This is a genomic window from Oceanisphaera sediminis (assembly GCF_039539745.1).
GTDB lineage: Bacteria > Pseudomonadota > Gammaproteobacteria > Enterobacterales > Aeromonadaceae > Oceanimonas > Oceanimonas sediminis.
On record NZ_BAABDS010000010.1, the window covers coordinates 1 to 14418 of the forward strand.

A 14418-nucleotide genomic window follows, 5' to 3' on the forward strand; every position below is an offset into this window, starting at 1 on the left:
CCATAATCTGGCCCACCATATTTCTGTATATAAATACAGTGTAGACACAGTTAACTCATACATAGCCAATGTGAACGGTATGACAGTAAACCAATACGGGCCCAGTGCCCGTATTTTTATGCCTGGGTGTCCGGGATCAGGCTGTGCAGCCACTCCCGCCAGATGGCCACCAGCAGCGCCATCAGTACCGGGCCGACAAAGAGGGCGTCGATGTACCTGAGCGTATTTTCAATAGGCAAAGCCTGAGTTATTGGCCCGGCTGATCGGCCCGTGTCAGTTTGCGTTCACAATCGGTTCTGACGATGGCCAGCGCGGCCAGGGCAACAGCCGGATCCACGTCATTGAGCTCCAGTAGTTCAATCAAGTCTACCGCCAGTTGTACTTCTGCCGGGGCATCGGCCAGGGTCATCATGCTGCTCCCTTGTCATGGGTGGGTACTAGGCGCGTATTGTACGCAAAAGAGCGATTGCAAAGAACGGCGTGCAAAAAAATGCCCAGCAAGAGCTGGGCGAAGACTTAGTGCTTAATTGCAGTGGCATTACATTGGAGCAAAGAACGAGCCGAAGGTTCCCGTGATATGCGGTAAAAAAGGAAAAAATTTATCGCCGCGGTTTAGCTTGACAGTCAGCGGCCATGAAACGTAAATTCAAACAGTTGTTTTATTTTTGAGGTGGGTCGTGAGCAAAGCCGCAGGCAAAGTGGGCAAAAAAGATACCAAGCAGAGAATACTCGATGCCGCCGAGGTATTGTTCGCCGAGCAGGGGTTCAACGATACCTCGCTGCGGCGGATCACCAGCGCGGCCGACGTGAATCTGGCCGCGGTCAATTATCATTTCGGCTCCAAGAAAGACCTGATCAAGGCGGTGATGGATCGCTACCTGGCCATCTTCATGCCCCGGGCCGATGCGGCGCTGCGGCAACTGCTTGTTGATCCCGCCATTACGCTGCACCAGGTATTCGATTGCTTTGTGGCGCCATTGATGGAGCTGACGGTGGTTAAACGGCGCGGACCCGAAATCTTCTTGCAGTTGCTGGGCCGGGGCTATATCGATAACCAGGGTTTTTTGCGCTGGTTTATCGTCAATCATTATGGCGAGGTGCTGGAACACTTTACCCGGGCCATCCATAAGGCGGCGCCGGAATTATCGTCGGCCGATGTGTTCTGGCGACTGCACTTCACCCTGGGTACCGTGGTATTCACCATGGCGTCCAGTGAAGCGCTGCGGGACATTGCTAAAGTCGATTTTAATGAAGACATCGATGTGGAAGGGCTGGTGCGCAAGGTGATTCCTTATCTGGCCAGTGGCGTGGGCGCCACACCCTGTTGAGTGACCATATTAAGGCCTCAGATCAGAGGCAACACAGCCGCCTCCCACGACACGCCATGAACCCATCCATGGGGGCTCGGAAATGCCGTCCATGGCATTTCACGGTCATGGGAGTCGATCTCTGTTGCCTCTTCTCGAGCATCGAGTTGTCTGTAGACGCGCTAACAGGCAACGCCGGTGCATCAAGGAGGGCAAAGGGATCTGCTCAGCCGACCATCCGCGCCACGGATGGCGCGGCTGAGCCTCCAGGGAGGGATTCACGGCGAGTCGGGGGAGCGGGCCCTTTGTCCGACTTTTATACAAAAATGAAATAGATCATTTGTTTAGTGGGATTGGTATTAAAGAGGAGAGGGAACATGAGTTTACGCAAGAAGTGGATCAGTGAACCGGCCTTTACCACCTTCAAGAAAATTCTGCCGCCGCTGTCGGTGACCGAACGGGAAGCGATGGAGGCCGGCTCCGTCTGGTGGGACGGCGAGCTGTTCGGCGGCAAGCCCGACTGGTCACGGCTGATGGCATATGGCCCCTCGACGCTGACCGATGAAGAGCAATACTTTCTCGACAACCAGGTAGAAACCCTGCTGGCCATGCTGGACGATCATCAGATCGTCAACGATGAGCGCGAATTGCCCGAGCCGGTATGGGATTACATTAAAAAAGAAGGCTTCTTCTCGCTGATCATCCCCAAATCCTACGGTGGCCGGGACTTTTCCGCCTTCGCCAACTCCACCATAGTGGCGCGCATCGCCTCGCGTAGCGTCAGCGCCGCCGTCACCGTCATGGTGCCGAATTCGCTGGGCCCCGGCGAGTTGCTGATGCACTACGGCACCGAACAACAGAAAAACCGCTGGTTGCCCGACCTGGCCGGGGGTAAAGAAGTGCCCTGTTTCGCCCTGACCGGACCCGAAGCAGGCTCCGATGCGGGGGCGATTCCCGACAGCGGCGTGGTGTGTGAGGGGGAATACCGGGGCGAGCAGGTGCTGGGCATTCGCCTGAACTGGGACAAACGTTATATTACCCTGGCGCCGCGCGCTTCCGTGCTGGGGCTGGCGTTCAAGCTGTTCGATCCCGACGGGCTGCTGGGCGATGACCCGGCGCCGGGCATTACCTGCGCATTGATCCCGACCAGCCACCCCGGGGTGGAAACCGGCGACCGCCACTTCCCCATGGGGCTGGCGTTTCTGAACGGCACCACCCGTGGCAAGGATGTATTTATTCCCCTCGACTGGATTATCGGCGGGCCGGATTATGCGGGCCGGGGCTGGCGCATGCTGGTGGAATGCCTGTCGGCGGGGCGGGGCATTTCCCTGCCGGCGCTGGGTACCGCCAGCGGCCATCTGGCGGTACGCAGCACCAGCGCCTACGCCTATGTACGCAAGCAGTTCGGTTTGTCCATCGGCAAGTTTGAAGGGGTGCAGGAAGCGCTGGCGCGCATCGGGGGCCTGACCTATCAGCTGGAAGCCACCCGGCGTTTGACCGCCCGGGCACTGGATTTGAACGAAAGCCCGGCCATCGTGACCGCCATCTCCAAATACCATATGACCGAAATGGCGCGCACCGTGATGGATGACGCCATGGACGTGCATGCGGGCAAGGCCATTCAGATGGGACCGAAGAATTATCTGGCGCACAACTACATGGGCATACCGGTGGCGATCACGGTAGAGGGAGCCAACATTCTGACCCGTAATCTGATGATCTTCGGTCAGGGCGCCACCCGTTGTCACCCTTATGTGCTGGCCGAGCTGGAGGCGGCGGCCAACCCGAATGAACAGGAAGGGCTGGAGGCGTTTGACCGCCTGCTGTTCAAACACATCGGCTTTGCCACCGGCAACGTATTCGGCGCCCTTTGGCAGGGGTTGACCGGTGCCCGTTTCAACGGTGCGCCCGTGTCCGGTGAAACCGCTTGCTATTACAAGCAGCTGGCGCGAATGAGCAAGGCGCTGGCGCTGTGTGCCGATATGTCGATGCTGCTGCTGGGCGGCGACCTCAAGCGCAAGGAGATGATTTCGGCACGGCTGGGCGATGTGCTGAGTCATCTTTACCTGGGCAGCGCCACCCTCAAGTATTTCGAGGACAATAGCCGCCCCGCCGATGAGCTGCCGTTTGTGCATTATGCGCTGACGCGCAACCTGAACCTGATTGGCGAGGCGCTGGACGGTTTCTTCCAGAATTTCCCCAACCGGCCGGTGGCGTTGACCCTGAAGGCGCTGATCTTCCCATTGGGTAACCGCTATAAAAAGCCGCTGGACAAGCATGCCCAAGCCATTGCCAAGGTGCTGATGGTGCCGGGCGGCATACGCGACCGGTTAACGGCGTTGTGCTATGTGCCGGCAGAAGGCAAGCCGGGGCTGAGTGAGGTGGAAGCCGCCTTTCTGGCCATGATTTCGGTGCAGGCAGTCGAGAAAAAACTGCATGCGGCGCAAAAGGCCGGCACCCTGCCGCGCAAGCTGGCGTTCGACGAGTTGTTGCTGCAGGCCAAGGCGCAGGGGATCATCGACGATACCGAGGTGCAGAAGCTGAAACACGCCGATGAACTGCGCCGCAACGCCATTGCGGTTGACAGCTTCGAACCCGGCGTGTTGAGTCGACAGGCAAGCAGCAGTAAAACATCGGCGGTCGCCTGAGGTGTTAACCGGGATGCCGAAGGTCGCTCGCTGTTTGCAGACATGTGCCGGCTAATACCAGTCTGGAAAACTAACTGATCTACTTAGCTTCATGGTAAAGGCCGAATGAAGGGGGCCACTCCACCGACACGCTGCAAGCACCTCCTTATGGCGCTCAGCACATGACGTCCTGTCATGTGATGGTCGCTGGAGTAGAACCCTTCATTCGCCTCCATGCTGCGGCGTCGCCTGCGGGAGCTGCCTACAGACAACTCGGTGCTTCAGGAGAGGCAGCAGAGCCCGGCTCCCACGACCGTGAAATGCCAAGGAAGGCATTTCCGAGCTCCCATGGATGGGTTTATTGCGTGTCGAGGGAGGTGACTCTGTTGCCTCTCGTTCCGAGCATTAAAATAGATCATATTTTTATTTAGATTCATATAACAGCAGAGCTGGTCCGGAAACGGTGATAGCCCAAAAACAAAAAGCCGCCCGATAAAGGGCGGCTTTTTTCATCGGTAAACCCGCAGGCTTATTCGACGGTCAGGATCTTGCAGGTGTTGGTGCTGCCAACCACTTCCATGGTATCACCATGAGTGAGCAGAACCAGGTCACCGCTGTTCACGTAACCGGCGGCCTTCAGGGTTGCCAGGGCGGCACGGCTGATTTCTGTGCTGCTCTGGTTGGCATCGTGCTTGAAGTGAACCGGAGTGACACCGCGGTACAGGTTGCTCCAGGCCAGGGTTGTTTCTTCGCTGGACAGGGAGAAGATCGGCAGACCCGAGCTGATGCGGGACAGCAGCAGCGGCGTGGTGCCGGAGTGAGTCAGTGCCACTATGGCCTTCACGCCCTGCAGGTGGTTGGCCGCATACATGGTAGACATGGCAACGGTTTCTTCCACCGAGGTGAAGGTGAAGTTCATGCGGTGGTTGGACACGTTGACGCTGGGGTGCTTTTCGGCGCCCAGGCAGACTTCGGCCATGGCCTTGACGGTTTCAATCGGGAAGTCACCGGCGGCGGTTTCGGCAGACAGCATCACCGCATCGGTACCATCCAGTACGGCGTTGGCCACGTCCATGACTTCGGCACGGGTCGGCAGCGGGGCCGAGATCATCGACTCCATCATCTGGGTGGCGGTGATCACGACCCGGTTCAGGCGACGAGAGGTACGGATCAGCTTCTTCTGTACGCCCACCAGCTCGGGGTCACCGATTTCAACACCCAGATCGCCCCGGGCTACCATGACCACGTCGGAGGCCAGGATCACGTCTTCCATGGCGGCATCGGTGGCCACGGCTTCGGCACGCTCTACCTTGGCCACCAGCTTGGCATTGCTGCCGGCGGCACGGGCCAGTTCACGAGCAACCTGCATGTCGGCACCGGTACGGGGGAAAGACACGGCCAGGTAGTCGACGCCGATTTTAGCGGCGGTGATGATGTCTTCCTTATCTTTTTCGGTCAGGGCCGGCGCGGAAAGACCGCCGCCCTTCTTGTTGATGCCCTTGTTGTTGGACAGGGGGCCGGCCACGGTGACTTCGGTCAGTACCTTGTTGCCGTCTACGCCTTCAACCCGCAGCTGTACCCGACCATCGTCGAGCAGCAGAATGTCGCCGGTTTTTACGTCTCTCGGCAGGTCTTTATAGTCGATGCCTACCTGTTGCTGGCAGCCTTCGCCCTTGGGCAGATCGGCATCGAGCAGGAACTTGTCGCCGACGTTGAGATGAATTTTGCCGTCTTTAAAGGTAGATACGCGAATCTTCGGACCCTGAAGGTCGCCCAGAATAGCCACATGCTTGCCCAGCTTTTTGGCGATTTCCCGCACCTGATTGGCGCGCGCCAAATGGTCTTCTGCGGTGCCGTGGGAAAAGTTCATACGTACCACGTTGGCACCGGCCTTGATAATGCCTTCGAGATTATTGTCGCGATCGGTAGCCGGACCCAGGGTAGTAACTATCTTGGTACGTCTTAACATAAGAGACTCCAATTGAGAGGTAGATCACATAAAAAGGGGGAGGTTGCGCTGCGTTTGAAAACGGGCAGGGCGCAAGCGATATCAGAACAAAGGATGTCTGCAGCAAAGAGGGTGGCAGCCGGAGAAAACGAGGTGGTGACAACTTCTCTATGGGTATTGAATGGCTTGCTCACGGTTTGACGCTGCACTCTTGGTTTATTTAATTGTTATCGATAGTAACTGAAGAAAATGGAAAAGTGTAGGTTAGGTCACAAAAATGGCCGGTGTTTTACGGCCATTTGATCAAAATCAAAGATGGGGGTTATCAAAGCGTGAATTTTTGATCCCTTCTTTAACCTTTCTTAAATTCTCGCGGAATTTGCTGCCACGACGCAAAATAAAGCCGGTCGCCAGTACGTCGATCAGTACCATTTGAGCCAAACGTGAGGCCATCGGCAGGTAAATGTCGGTGTCTTCCGGCACTTCCATCGACAACACCATGGTGCATTCGCGTGCCAGGGGCGAGTCTTTGGCGGTCAGACCGATGACGATGGCATCATTCTGGCGGGCCAGCTGGGCGATTTCGACCAGCGCCTTGGTGCGGCCGGTATGGGAGATTAATACCACCACATCGCCTTCCACGCTGTTGATGCAGCTCATGCGCATCATTACCACGTCGTCGAAACACAGCACCGGTACATTGAAGCGAAAAAACTTGTTCATGGCATCGTGGGCCACGGCCGACGAGGCACCCAGCCCGAAGAACGACAGTTTCTTGGCCTGGGTCAGCAGGTCGACGCAGCGATTGACGGCCTGTGGGTCCAGGGTATTACGGGCGGAGTCCAGACAGGCCATGCTGGATTCGAAAATCTTGGCGGTATAAGACTCGGGGCTGTCGTCTTCTTCTACATGACGGTTTGCATAGGGAGTGCCGTTGGCCAGGCTCTGGGCCAGATGCAGCTTGAAGTCCGGAAAGCCCTTGGTGTCGAGCCGGCGACAAAAGCGATTGACGGTCGGCTCGCTCACATCCGCCAGTTTGGCCAGGGTGGCAATGCTGGAATGGATGGCGGTTTGTGGCGAGGCGAGGATCACTTCTGCCACTTTTCTTTCAGACTTGCTGAAACTCTCGATACTTTTTGTAATTTTTTCTAATGTATTCATCTGGACTACCGGGCTCGATGAAACGGGCCAGGACTGACCCTGGACGGCGTAAAAACAGGATCTACTATACAGGACAATCGATTGGCTGAAGAGTCTCACGCGACCAAAGTATGACTGCAGCCGAGAAAAAGCCTTTTTGGTTGTAAGCCACAGCAACAGAAATGTTGCTGAGTAACAAATGAGGTGAATTAACTACCGGTTTACAGAGACAAAAAAGCGGACACAAAAAAGCCCCGTTGCCGGTAACACCTGTCAGTTAAGCGTAAAACGGGATCAATTGACTTCCCACCGACACGCCGTAAACCCATCACTGGGGGCTCTGCTGCGCCATCCCTGGCGCAGAAGGTCGGTTTGAAAGGCAATCGATCCCGTTAACTGAACGGTGTTACTGTTGCCGGGGCTTGGTTATGAGGTAACTGGCTATCAGGCCAGTTCACCCCAGAGATCGTACTCGTCTGAATGGGTGATGGTCACGGAGACCATCTGGCCGGGAGTGAGCCCGGTTTCACCGTTCAGGTAGACCACGCCGTCGATTTCGGGGGCATCGGCGCTGGAACGACCGATGGCGCCTTCTTCGTCCACTTCGTCGATCAACACCTGCATTACCTTGCCGACTTTTTGGGCCAGTTTGCGAGTGGAGATTTCCTGTTGCAGAGACATGAAACGCTCAAACCGTTCCTGCTTGACGTCTTCCGGCACCGGATCGGCCAGCTCGTTGGCGCGAGCGCCTTCCACCGGGCTGTAGGTGAAGCAACCGACCCGATCCAGCTCGGCCTGCTCGATGAAGTCGAGCAGCATCTGGAAGTCTTCTTCGGTTTCACCGGGAAAGCCGACGATGAAGGTAGAGCGAATAGTGATCTCCGGGCAGACTTCACGCCAGCTGCGGATCCGCTCCAAAGTGCGATCCACCGCGCCGGGGCGCTTCATCAGCTTGAGGATGCGCGGGCTGGCATGCTGCAGCGGAATATCCAGATAAGGCAGTATCTTGCCGTCACGCATCAGCGGGATCAGATTATCCACGCTCGGGTAGGGGTAGACATAATGCAACCGCACCCAGACGCCCATCTTGCCCAGCTCTTCGCACAGGGCCTGAATCTGGGTCTTGACCGGCATGCCGTCGGCGAAACCGGTCTTGTGCTTCACATCCACCCCGTAGGCGGAGGTGTCCTGGGAGATAACCAGCAGCTCCTTGACGCCGGCATTTACCAGGCGACGAGCTTCGCTCAGCACATCACCGATGGGGCGGCTGTCCAGATCGCCGCGCATCGAGGGGATAATGCAGAAGGTGCACTTGTGGTTGCAGCCTTCGGAAATCTTGAGATAAGCGAAATGCTTGGGTGTCAGTTTAACGCCCTGCTCGGGTACCAGGTTGACGAAGGGATTGTATTGCGGGCGCGGCACATAACGATGCACGTGCTCCAGTACCTGCTCGTAGGAATGGGGGCCGGTAATTTCCAGTACCTTGGGGTGCACTTCACGGATTTGATCTTCCTTGGCACCCAGACAGCCGGTGACGATGACCTTGCCGTTTTCGCTCAGTGCTTCGCCTACCGCTTCCAGCGATTCCTGCACGGCGCTGTCGATAAAGCCACAGGTATTGACGATCACCAGATCGGCATCATCGTAGGAAGGCACCACATCATAACCTTCGATACGCAGCTGGGTCAGAATTCGCTCGGAGTCGACCAGATTTTTAGGGCAACCCAGGCTGACAAACCCGATGCGGGGTACATTGCTGTCTATCATTGCTTGTTTTTTGACCAAGTGAACAGGAGAGGGCGGCAATTGTAGCGCAAACAGACAGGTCAGGACAGTAAACCGTCCAAGCCCTCCCCGAGGTGGTTTCTCTATATTTTTAATATACCTTAAATCAATGGGTTAAAGTCTTTTATTGGGCTGTCATTGAGTCTGTAGGGTACCAGCACGAGATCCTCTCTCATTTTTTCATTTCGCGTCCCCGGTTCATTACCATCAGATAGTATTTAATATGAAATATCGCATATGCGGTTATTTGCATATATTTATTTTCGGATGTAATATCCGGTCCAGTTACCTGGAGGATCCCCAATGAAACGAGTCCTGTTTGTCTGTACGGCCAACTCCGCCCGATCGCAAATGGCGGAAGCCTTGCTGCGCCACTTCGCAGGCAATAGTTTCAAGGTGTTCAGTGCGGGTACCGAACCCTCCGAAGTGGATCCGCGCACCATGCAGGCGCTGCATGACTTTGGGCTGGAAACCGAAGGTTTGGTGTCCAAGTCCATCGACAGTATCGAAGATCAGCATTTCGACTTCGTGATCAGCTTGTGCGACAAGGCGCACCGGGAATGCCGCCATTGGCCGGGCAGTGGTGTGGTCATGGCATGGGACTTTCCCGATCCCAAAACCAGTCACGATCCCAAAGCCTTTGCACTCACGCTGCAGGAACTCGATGAACGAATTCGCCTGTTTGTGCAGGTCAACAGCAAAGAAGTGAAGTCCGAGGTCAAGTCCATACAGCCGGTGGACTTTTACAAGTCACTGGCGGATGAAACCCGCCTCTTGTGTTTGCTGCTGATCGAACAGCAAGGCGAGCTGTGTGTCTGCGAACTGATGGCCGCACTGAATCTGCCGCAGCCCAAGATCTCAAGGCATTTAAGTCAGTTACGAAAAGTGGGACTGCTGCTGGATCGGCGTCAGGGGCAATGGGTGTTCTATCGCATACACCCGCTGTTGAATGACTGGATGCACAACATTGTAAAAGACACGCTAGCCCATAACCCACAGCTGCTGGATGCCCCTCGGGCTAGCCTGAACGACATGAATTCACGCCCTTCACAGGGGGGCAATATGTGTGGTGAGGAGAAGATTGATGACCAATGACATAAGTGACCTGCCCCACCTTGATGGTGAGCAACTTCCTGCTGTGGATCATGGGGCTTTACGCGCGTCGGGCCCCGAGCACGCTCCCAGAATCTTGTTGCTGTATGGCTCCTTGCGCCAGCGTTCTTTCAGCCGACTGGTCACCGAAGAGTCGAACCGGCTGCTGCAGGCGCTAGGCGCGGATACTCGTATCTTCAACCCCGGCGGCCTGCCATTGCCGGACGATGCCGATGAAAGCCATCCAAAGGTACAGGAATTGCGTGAGCTGGTGCAGTGGTGCGAAGGCATGGTGTGGTGCTCACCGGAGCGCCACGGGGCCATGACATCGGTAATGAAGGCGCAAATTGACTGGATTCCGCTGAGCATGGGGGCCGTACGCCCGACGCAGGGCAAGACCCTGGCCGTTATGCAGGTGTGTGGCGGCTCGCAAAGCTTTAATGCGGTTAACCAGATGCGCATTCTAGGACGCTGGATGCGGATGATCACCATTCCCAATCAGTCATCGGTGGCCAAGGCATTCATGGAGTTTGATGACGATAACCGCATGAAACCCTCGCCTTATTACAATCGCATTGTGGATGTCATGGAAGAGCTGATGAAGTTTACCCAGCTCACCCGAGGGGCCAGCGACTATCTCACCAATCGATACTCCGAGCGCATCGAAAATGCCGAGCAAGTCTCCGCTCGCGTTAACCAGCGCGCCATTTAGGGAAGCGACCACTGTAATGGGTATTTTTGAACGCTATCTGACCCTCTGGGTCGCACTGTGCATTGTTGCCGGTGTAGTGCTGGGCAATCTGGCTCCTGATGTGTTTTCCGCCATCGCACGGCTGGAGCTGGCTCACGTTAACCTGGTGGTGGCACTGCTCATCTGGGTGATGATTTACCCCATGATGGTGCAGATAGACTTCAGTGCCATCAAGGATGTGGGCAAGAAGCCCAAGGGACTGATGCTGACGCTGGTTGTCAACTGGCTGATCAAGCCCTTTTCCATGGCGGCACTGGGCTGGCTGTTCTTTCGCGTGCTTTTTGCCGACTGGGTTGATCCGCACAGTGCCGGTGAATATATCGCGGGCATGATCCTGCTGGGGGTGGCGCCCTGCACGGCCATGGTCTTTGTCTGGAGCCAGCTGACCCGGGGCGATGCCAATTACACCCTGGTACAGGTATCGGTCAACGACATCATCATGATCTTCGCCTTTGCCCCGATTGCCGCTTTTCTGCTGGGCGTCAGCGATATTCAGGTTCCCTGGGAAACACTGCTGCTGTCTGTGGTGCTGTATGTGGTCTTGCCCTTGCTGGCCGGAGTATGGACTCGCCACCGCCTGGAGCGAAAACAGGACAGTGCTGGTCTTGACGTCTTTCTGCATCAGCTCAAGCCCTGGTCGATTTTAGGCCTGCTGGCCACCATAGTGCTGCTGTTTGGTTTTCAGGCACAAACCATTCTCGCTCAACCCCAGACCATTGGCCTGATCGCCATTCCGTTGCTCATTCAAACCTACGGTATCTTCATCATCGCCTATGTTGCGGCCTACTGGTTGCGCCTGCCCCACAACGTGGCAGCTCCCGCCTGCATGATTGGCACTTCTAATTTTTTCGAGCTGGCGGTGGCGGTGGCAATCTCGCTGTTCGGCCTGCATTCGGGGGCCGCGCTGGCCACCGTGGTCGGGGTCTTGGTGGAAGTGCCTGTCATGTTGTCGTTGGTTTATTTCGTCAATAAAACCCATCACTGGTTTGCCAAATAAGAGGATTATTCATGTCTGCACCCCATCATCCGTGCTGGTCACTCCCTGTTCACAATGGCACCTTGATTCTGACGCCTTGCCCCGGTACCCAGGATGTGGCATTGAGCGAGTCGCTGACGCAACTGAAAGCGCAGGGAGTCACGGCTCTGATCACCTTGATGAGTAGCGAAGAGCTTGCTGAATCGGGCCTGCCCGATTTTGCTTGTGCCGTAAACGCAAGCCACCTGGATTGGTTCCAGTTACCAATACCGGATTTTGGCGTGCCGGGGGCAGATTTTGACCAGGCCTGGGACGTTTGTCATACCGAGCTGCTGCAGCGCCTGCACTCGGGTGACACCCTGGCCCTGCATTGCAAGGGAGGTTCCGGCCGTACCGGGCTGGTGGCCGCCAAGCTGATGCTCGCCTCGGGCGAGTCGCCCGCAGCGGCAATCTCGGCCATTCAGGCGCTACGCCCACGGGCGTTCAGCTACCCCGCACAACGGGATTATGTTTTTGATTCAGCCAACCAGTCAGCGGAGTAACGACATGACCATTAGCATAGGTATCAACGGTTTCGGGCGCATGGGCCGCCTGACCATGCGGGCACTTTTCGAGCAGAACGAAGTGAAGATTGTGCAGATCAACGACCCGGCTGGCGATGCGGCCACCCTGGCCCACCTGATGAATTTTGATTCCGTACACGGCCGCTGGAATCACGAAGCCACCGCAGACGGCAACATGATGCAGATTGGTGACCACACCATGACGGTCAGCCACAACAAAACAATAGCGGAAACGGACTGGTCGGGCTGCGACCTGATCATTGAAGCCTCCGGCAAGATGAAGAGCAAGGCCGTGCTGCAAGCCTATCTGGATCAGGGTGTGAAACGGGTGGTAGTCACGGCACCGGTGAAGGAAGAAGGCGTGCTGAACGTGGTGATGGGGGTCAACGATCACCTCTATGATCCCGCGCAGCACGCCATAGTGACCGCCGCCTCCTGTACCACCAACTGCCTGGCGCCCATCGTCAAGGTGCTCCAGGAGCAGCTGGGCATCAAACACGGCTCCATGACCACCATTCACGATATCACCAACACCCAGACCATTCTGGATGCGCCGCACAAGGATTTACGCCGTGCCCGCGCCTGCGGCATGAGCCTGATCCCGACCACGACCGGCTCGGCCACCGCCATTAGCCATATTTTTCCGGAGCTGAAAGGCAAGCTGAACGGCCATGCGATTCGGGTGCCGCTGGCCAACGCCTCAATCACCGACTGTGTGTTTGAAGTCGCGCGCGACACCACGGCCGAAGAAATCAATGCGCTGCTGCAAGCCGCCGCCGAAGGGGAATTGAACGGTATTCTGGGCTACGAAGAGCGGCCGCTGGTGTCCATCGATTACAAGACGGATCCGCGCTCCAGTATCATAGATGCCCTGTCCACCATGGTGGTGAATGGCTCCATGGTGAAAATCTACGCCTGGTACGATAACGAATGGGGCTATGCCAACCGTACTGCCGAACTGGCATTGAAGGTAGGACGGTCCTGAATGCTGAGCCAGCTTTCTCCGGCCATTCGTCAGTATCTGGTCGTCACCGGCAACTACTGGGCCTTCACGCTCACCGACGGGGCCTTGCGCATGCTGGTGGTGCTGCACTTTCATGGTCTGGGTTATTCTCCGCTGGAGATTGCACTGCTGTTTCTGTTTTACGAAATCTTCGGTGTGATCACCAATCTGGTGGGGGGCTGGCTAGGCGCTCATCTGGGGCTTAATCGCACCATGAACATAGGTCTGGCACTGCAGGTGGTGGCACTGACCATGCTGCTGGTGCCGGCTGTCTGGTTGACCGTGCCCTGGGTGATGGCGGCCCAGGCCTTGTCGGGCATCGCCAAGGATCTCAACAAGATGAGCGCCAAAAGCTCCATCAAGCTGCTGGTGCCCGGCGATGCTCAGGGCAAGCTGTATCAGTGGGTCGCCATTCTTACCGGCTCCAAGAACGCGCTCAAGGGCGTCGGCTTCTTTTTGGGCGGCGTGCTGCTCATGGGGCTGGGTTTCAGCGGTGCCGTGGCGGCCATGGCGATGGCGCTTTCTCTGGTATGGCTGCTGAGTCTGGCCTTGCTCCGGCAGGATCTCGGCAAGGCGAACAACAAGCCCAGATTTCGCGATATTTTCTCCAAAAGCCGGGCGGTCAATATTCTCTCGGCGGCCAGAATGTTCCTGTTTGGTGCCCGTGACGTGTGGTTTGTGGTGGCGCTGCCGGTGTTTTTGTCTCAGACCCTGGGCTGGAACCACAGCCAGACCGGCGGCTTTCTGGCCTTGTGGGTCATCGGCTACGGCCTGGTGCAAACCCTGGCACCGCGCATTACCGGCAAGGCCTCGGGCAAGGTGCCCGATGGTCGGGTGGCGACCCTCTGGGCATTGGCGTTAACCCTGCTGCCCGGGCTGATAGCACTGGGGCTGATGCTGGAGGGGGATCCGGCCACCATATTGATTGGCGGCCTCTTGCTGTTCGGTGCCGTGTTTGCGGTCAACTCGTCACTGCACAGTTACCTGATCATCCGCTATGCCAAGCGTGATGGCGTATCCATGGATGTGGGCTTCTATTACATGTCCAATGCCATGGGCCGCCTGATGGGCACCCTGCTATCGGGCTGGATTTTTCAGTGGGCAGGCCAGGGCAGCGCCGGCCTGCAAGCCTGTTTGTGGGTGTCGCTGGCGCTTTTGCTGCTGGCAACACTGGTGTCCGTCAAGCTGCCACGCTCGGAGCAGCCGCTATGAGACCAGGCTGCTGC

General features: G+C 56.8%; 13 protein-coding genes. 8 read left to right on the forward strand and 5 right to left on the reverse strand.

Going from position 1 to position 14418, the window contains the following annotated elements:
- Positions 1 to 116 precede the first annotated feature (116 nt).
- Positions 117 to 239: a hypothetical protein gene (locus ABD827_RS03815; RefSeq protein WP_344962495.1), complete on the reverse strand. Its 123-nt coding sequence runs from the start codon at positions 237 to 239 to the stop codon at positions 117 to 119.
- Between the two features lie 8 nt (positions 240 to 247).
- Entirely contained in the window at positions 248 to 409 is a 162-nt protein-coding gene (locus tag ABD827_RS03820) for a DUF2496 domain-containing protein (protein ID WP_344962996.1), read from the reverse strand.
- A 289-nt stretch (positions 410 to 698) separates the two neighbouring features.
- Between ABD827_RS03820 and psrA the strand changes: the two genes are divergently transcribed.
- Complete coding sequence (psrA, locus tag ABD827_RS03825) at positions 699 to 1328, forward strand: TetR family transcriptional repressor PsrA (protein WP_344962998.1); 630 nt, start codon at positions 699 to 701, stop codon at positions 1326 to 1328.
- 356 nt (positions 1329 to 1684) lie between these two features.
- Entirely contained in the window at positions 1685 to 3955 is a 2271-nt protein-coding gene (locus tag ABD827_RS03830) for an acyl-CoA dehydrogenase (protein WP_344962498.1), read from the forward strand.
- A gap of 508 nt (positions 3956 to 4463) precedes the next feature.
- On the opposite strand, the gene pyk is transcribed toward ABD827_RS03830, so the two are convergent.
- The 3 genes from pyk to rimO form a co-directional block, all read right to left on the reverse strand.
- Positions 4464 to 5903, reverse strand: coding sequence for a pyruvate kinase (pyk, locus tag ABD827_RS03835; protein WP_344962500.1), 1440 nt, complete (start codon positions 5901 to 5903; stop codon positions 4464 to 4466).
- A 288-nt stretch (positions 5904 to 6191) separates the two neighbouring features.
- Entirely contained in the window at positions 6192 to 7043 is an 852-nt protein-coding gene (locus ABD827_RS03840) for a MurR/RpiR family transcriptional regulator (protein WP_344962502.1), read from the reverse strand.
- A 423-nt stretch (positions 7044 to 7466) separates the two neighbouring features.
- Positions 7467 to 8789: a 30S ribosomal protein S12 methylthiotransferase RimO gene (rimO, locus tag ABD827_RS03845; RefSeq protein WP_344962504.1), complete on the reverse strand. Its 1323-nt coding sequence runs from the start codon at positions 8787 to 8789 to the stop codon at positions 7467 to 7469.
- A gap of 321 nt (positions 8790 to 9110) precedes the next feature.
- Here rimO and ABD827_RS03850 point away from each other — a divergent pair, with 321 nt between their 5' ends.
- The 6 genes from ABD827_RS03850 to arsJ are packed head-to-tail and all read left to right on the forward strand — an operon-like array spanning position 9111 to position 14404.
- Positions 9111 to 9902 carry a metalloregulator ArsR/SmtB family transcription factor gene (locus ABD827_RS03850; protein ID WP_344962507.1) on the forward strand — a complete coding sequence of 264 codons (792 nt, stop codon included), beginning with the start codon at positions 9111 to 9113 and terminating at the stop codon, positions 9900 to 9902.
- Entirely contained in the window at positions 9892 to 10611 is a 720-nt protein-coding gene (gene arsH / locus ABD827_RS03855) for an arsenical resistance protein ArsH (protein WP_344962509.1), read from the forward strand. Before ABD827_RS03850 ends, arsH begins: the two co-directional genes overlap by 11 nt.
- Positions 10612 to 10627: 16 nt before the next feature.
- Positions 10628 to 11647: an ACR3 family arsenite efflux transporter gene (gene arsB / locus ABD827_RS03860; RefSeq protein ID WP_344962511.1), complete on the forward strand. Its 1020-nt coding sequence runs from the start codon at positions 10628 to 10630 to the stop codon at positions 11645 to 11647.
- Between the two features lie 11 nt (positions 11648 to 11658).
- Positions 11659 to 12168: a phosphatase domain-containing putative toxin gene (locus ABD827_RS03865; protein WP_344962513.1), complete on the forward strand. Its 510-nt coding sequence runs from the start codon at positions 11659 to 11661 to the stop codon at positions 12166 to 12168.
- Positions 12169 to 12172: 4 nt separating this feature from the next.
- A complete protein-coding gene (locus ABD827_RS03870) occupies positions 12173 to 13174 on the forward strand; it encodes an ArsJ-associated glyceraldehyde-3-phosphate dehydrogenase (protein ID WP_344962515.1) in 1002 nt (333 codons plus the stop codon).
- Positions 13175 to 14404 (forward strand): organoarsenical effux MFS transporter ArsJ, encoded by a 1230-nt coding sequence (gene arsJ / locus ABD827_RS03875; protein WP_344962517.1) that lies wholly within the window; start codon positions 13175 to 13177, stop codon positions 14402 to 14404. It abuts the gene before it with no gap.
- Positions 14405 to 14418 lie beyond the last annotated feature (14 nt).

Bases quoted from the DNA above. Each gene is read 5' to 3' on its own strand.
- ABD827_RS03820 (WP_344962996.1), bottom strand. From the start codon at position 409: ATGACCCTGGCCGATGCCCCGGCAGAAGTACAACTGGCGGTAGACTTG.
- ABD827_RS03830 (WP_344962498.1), top strand. From the start codon at position 1,685: ATGAGTTTACGCAAGAAGTGGATCAGTGAACCGGCCTTTACCACCTTC.
- pyk (WP_344962500.1), bottom strand. From the start codon at position 5,903: ATGTTAAGACGTACCAAGATAGTTACTACCCTGGGTCCGGCTACCGAT.
- ABD827_RS03840 (WP_344962502.1), bottom strand. From the start codon at position 7,043: ATGAATACATTAGAAAAAATTACAAAAAGTATCGAGAGTTTCAGCAAG.
- rimO (WP_344962504.1), bottom strand. From the start codon at position 8,789: ATGATAGACAGCAATGTACCCCGCATCGGGTTTGTCAGCCTGGGTTGC.
- ABD827_RS03850 (WP_344962507.1), top strand. From the start codon at position 9,111: ATGAAACGAGTCCTGTTTGTCTGTACGGCCAACTCCGCCCGATCGCAA.
- arsH (WP_344962509.1), top strand. From the start codon at position 9,892: ATGACCAATGACATAAGTGACCTGCCCCACCTTGATGGTGAGCAACTT.
- arsB (WP_344962511.1), top strand. From the start codon at position 10,628: ATGGGTATTTTTGAACGCTATCTGACCCTCTGGGTCGCACTGTGCATT.
- ABD827_RS03865 (WP_344962513.1), top strand. From the start codon at position 11,659: ATGTCTGCACCCCATCATCCGTGCTGGTCACTCCCTGTTCACAATGGC.
- ABD827_RS03870 (WP_344962515.1), top strand. From the start codon at position 12,173: ATGACCATTAGCATAGGTATCAACGGTTTCGGGCGCATGGGCCGCCTG.
- arsJ (WP_344962517.1), top strand. From the start codon at position 13,175: ATGCTGAGCCAGCTTTCTCCGGCCATTCGTCAGTATCTGGTCGTCACC.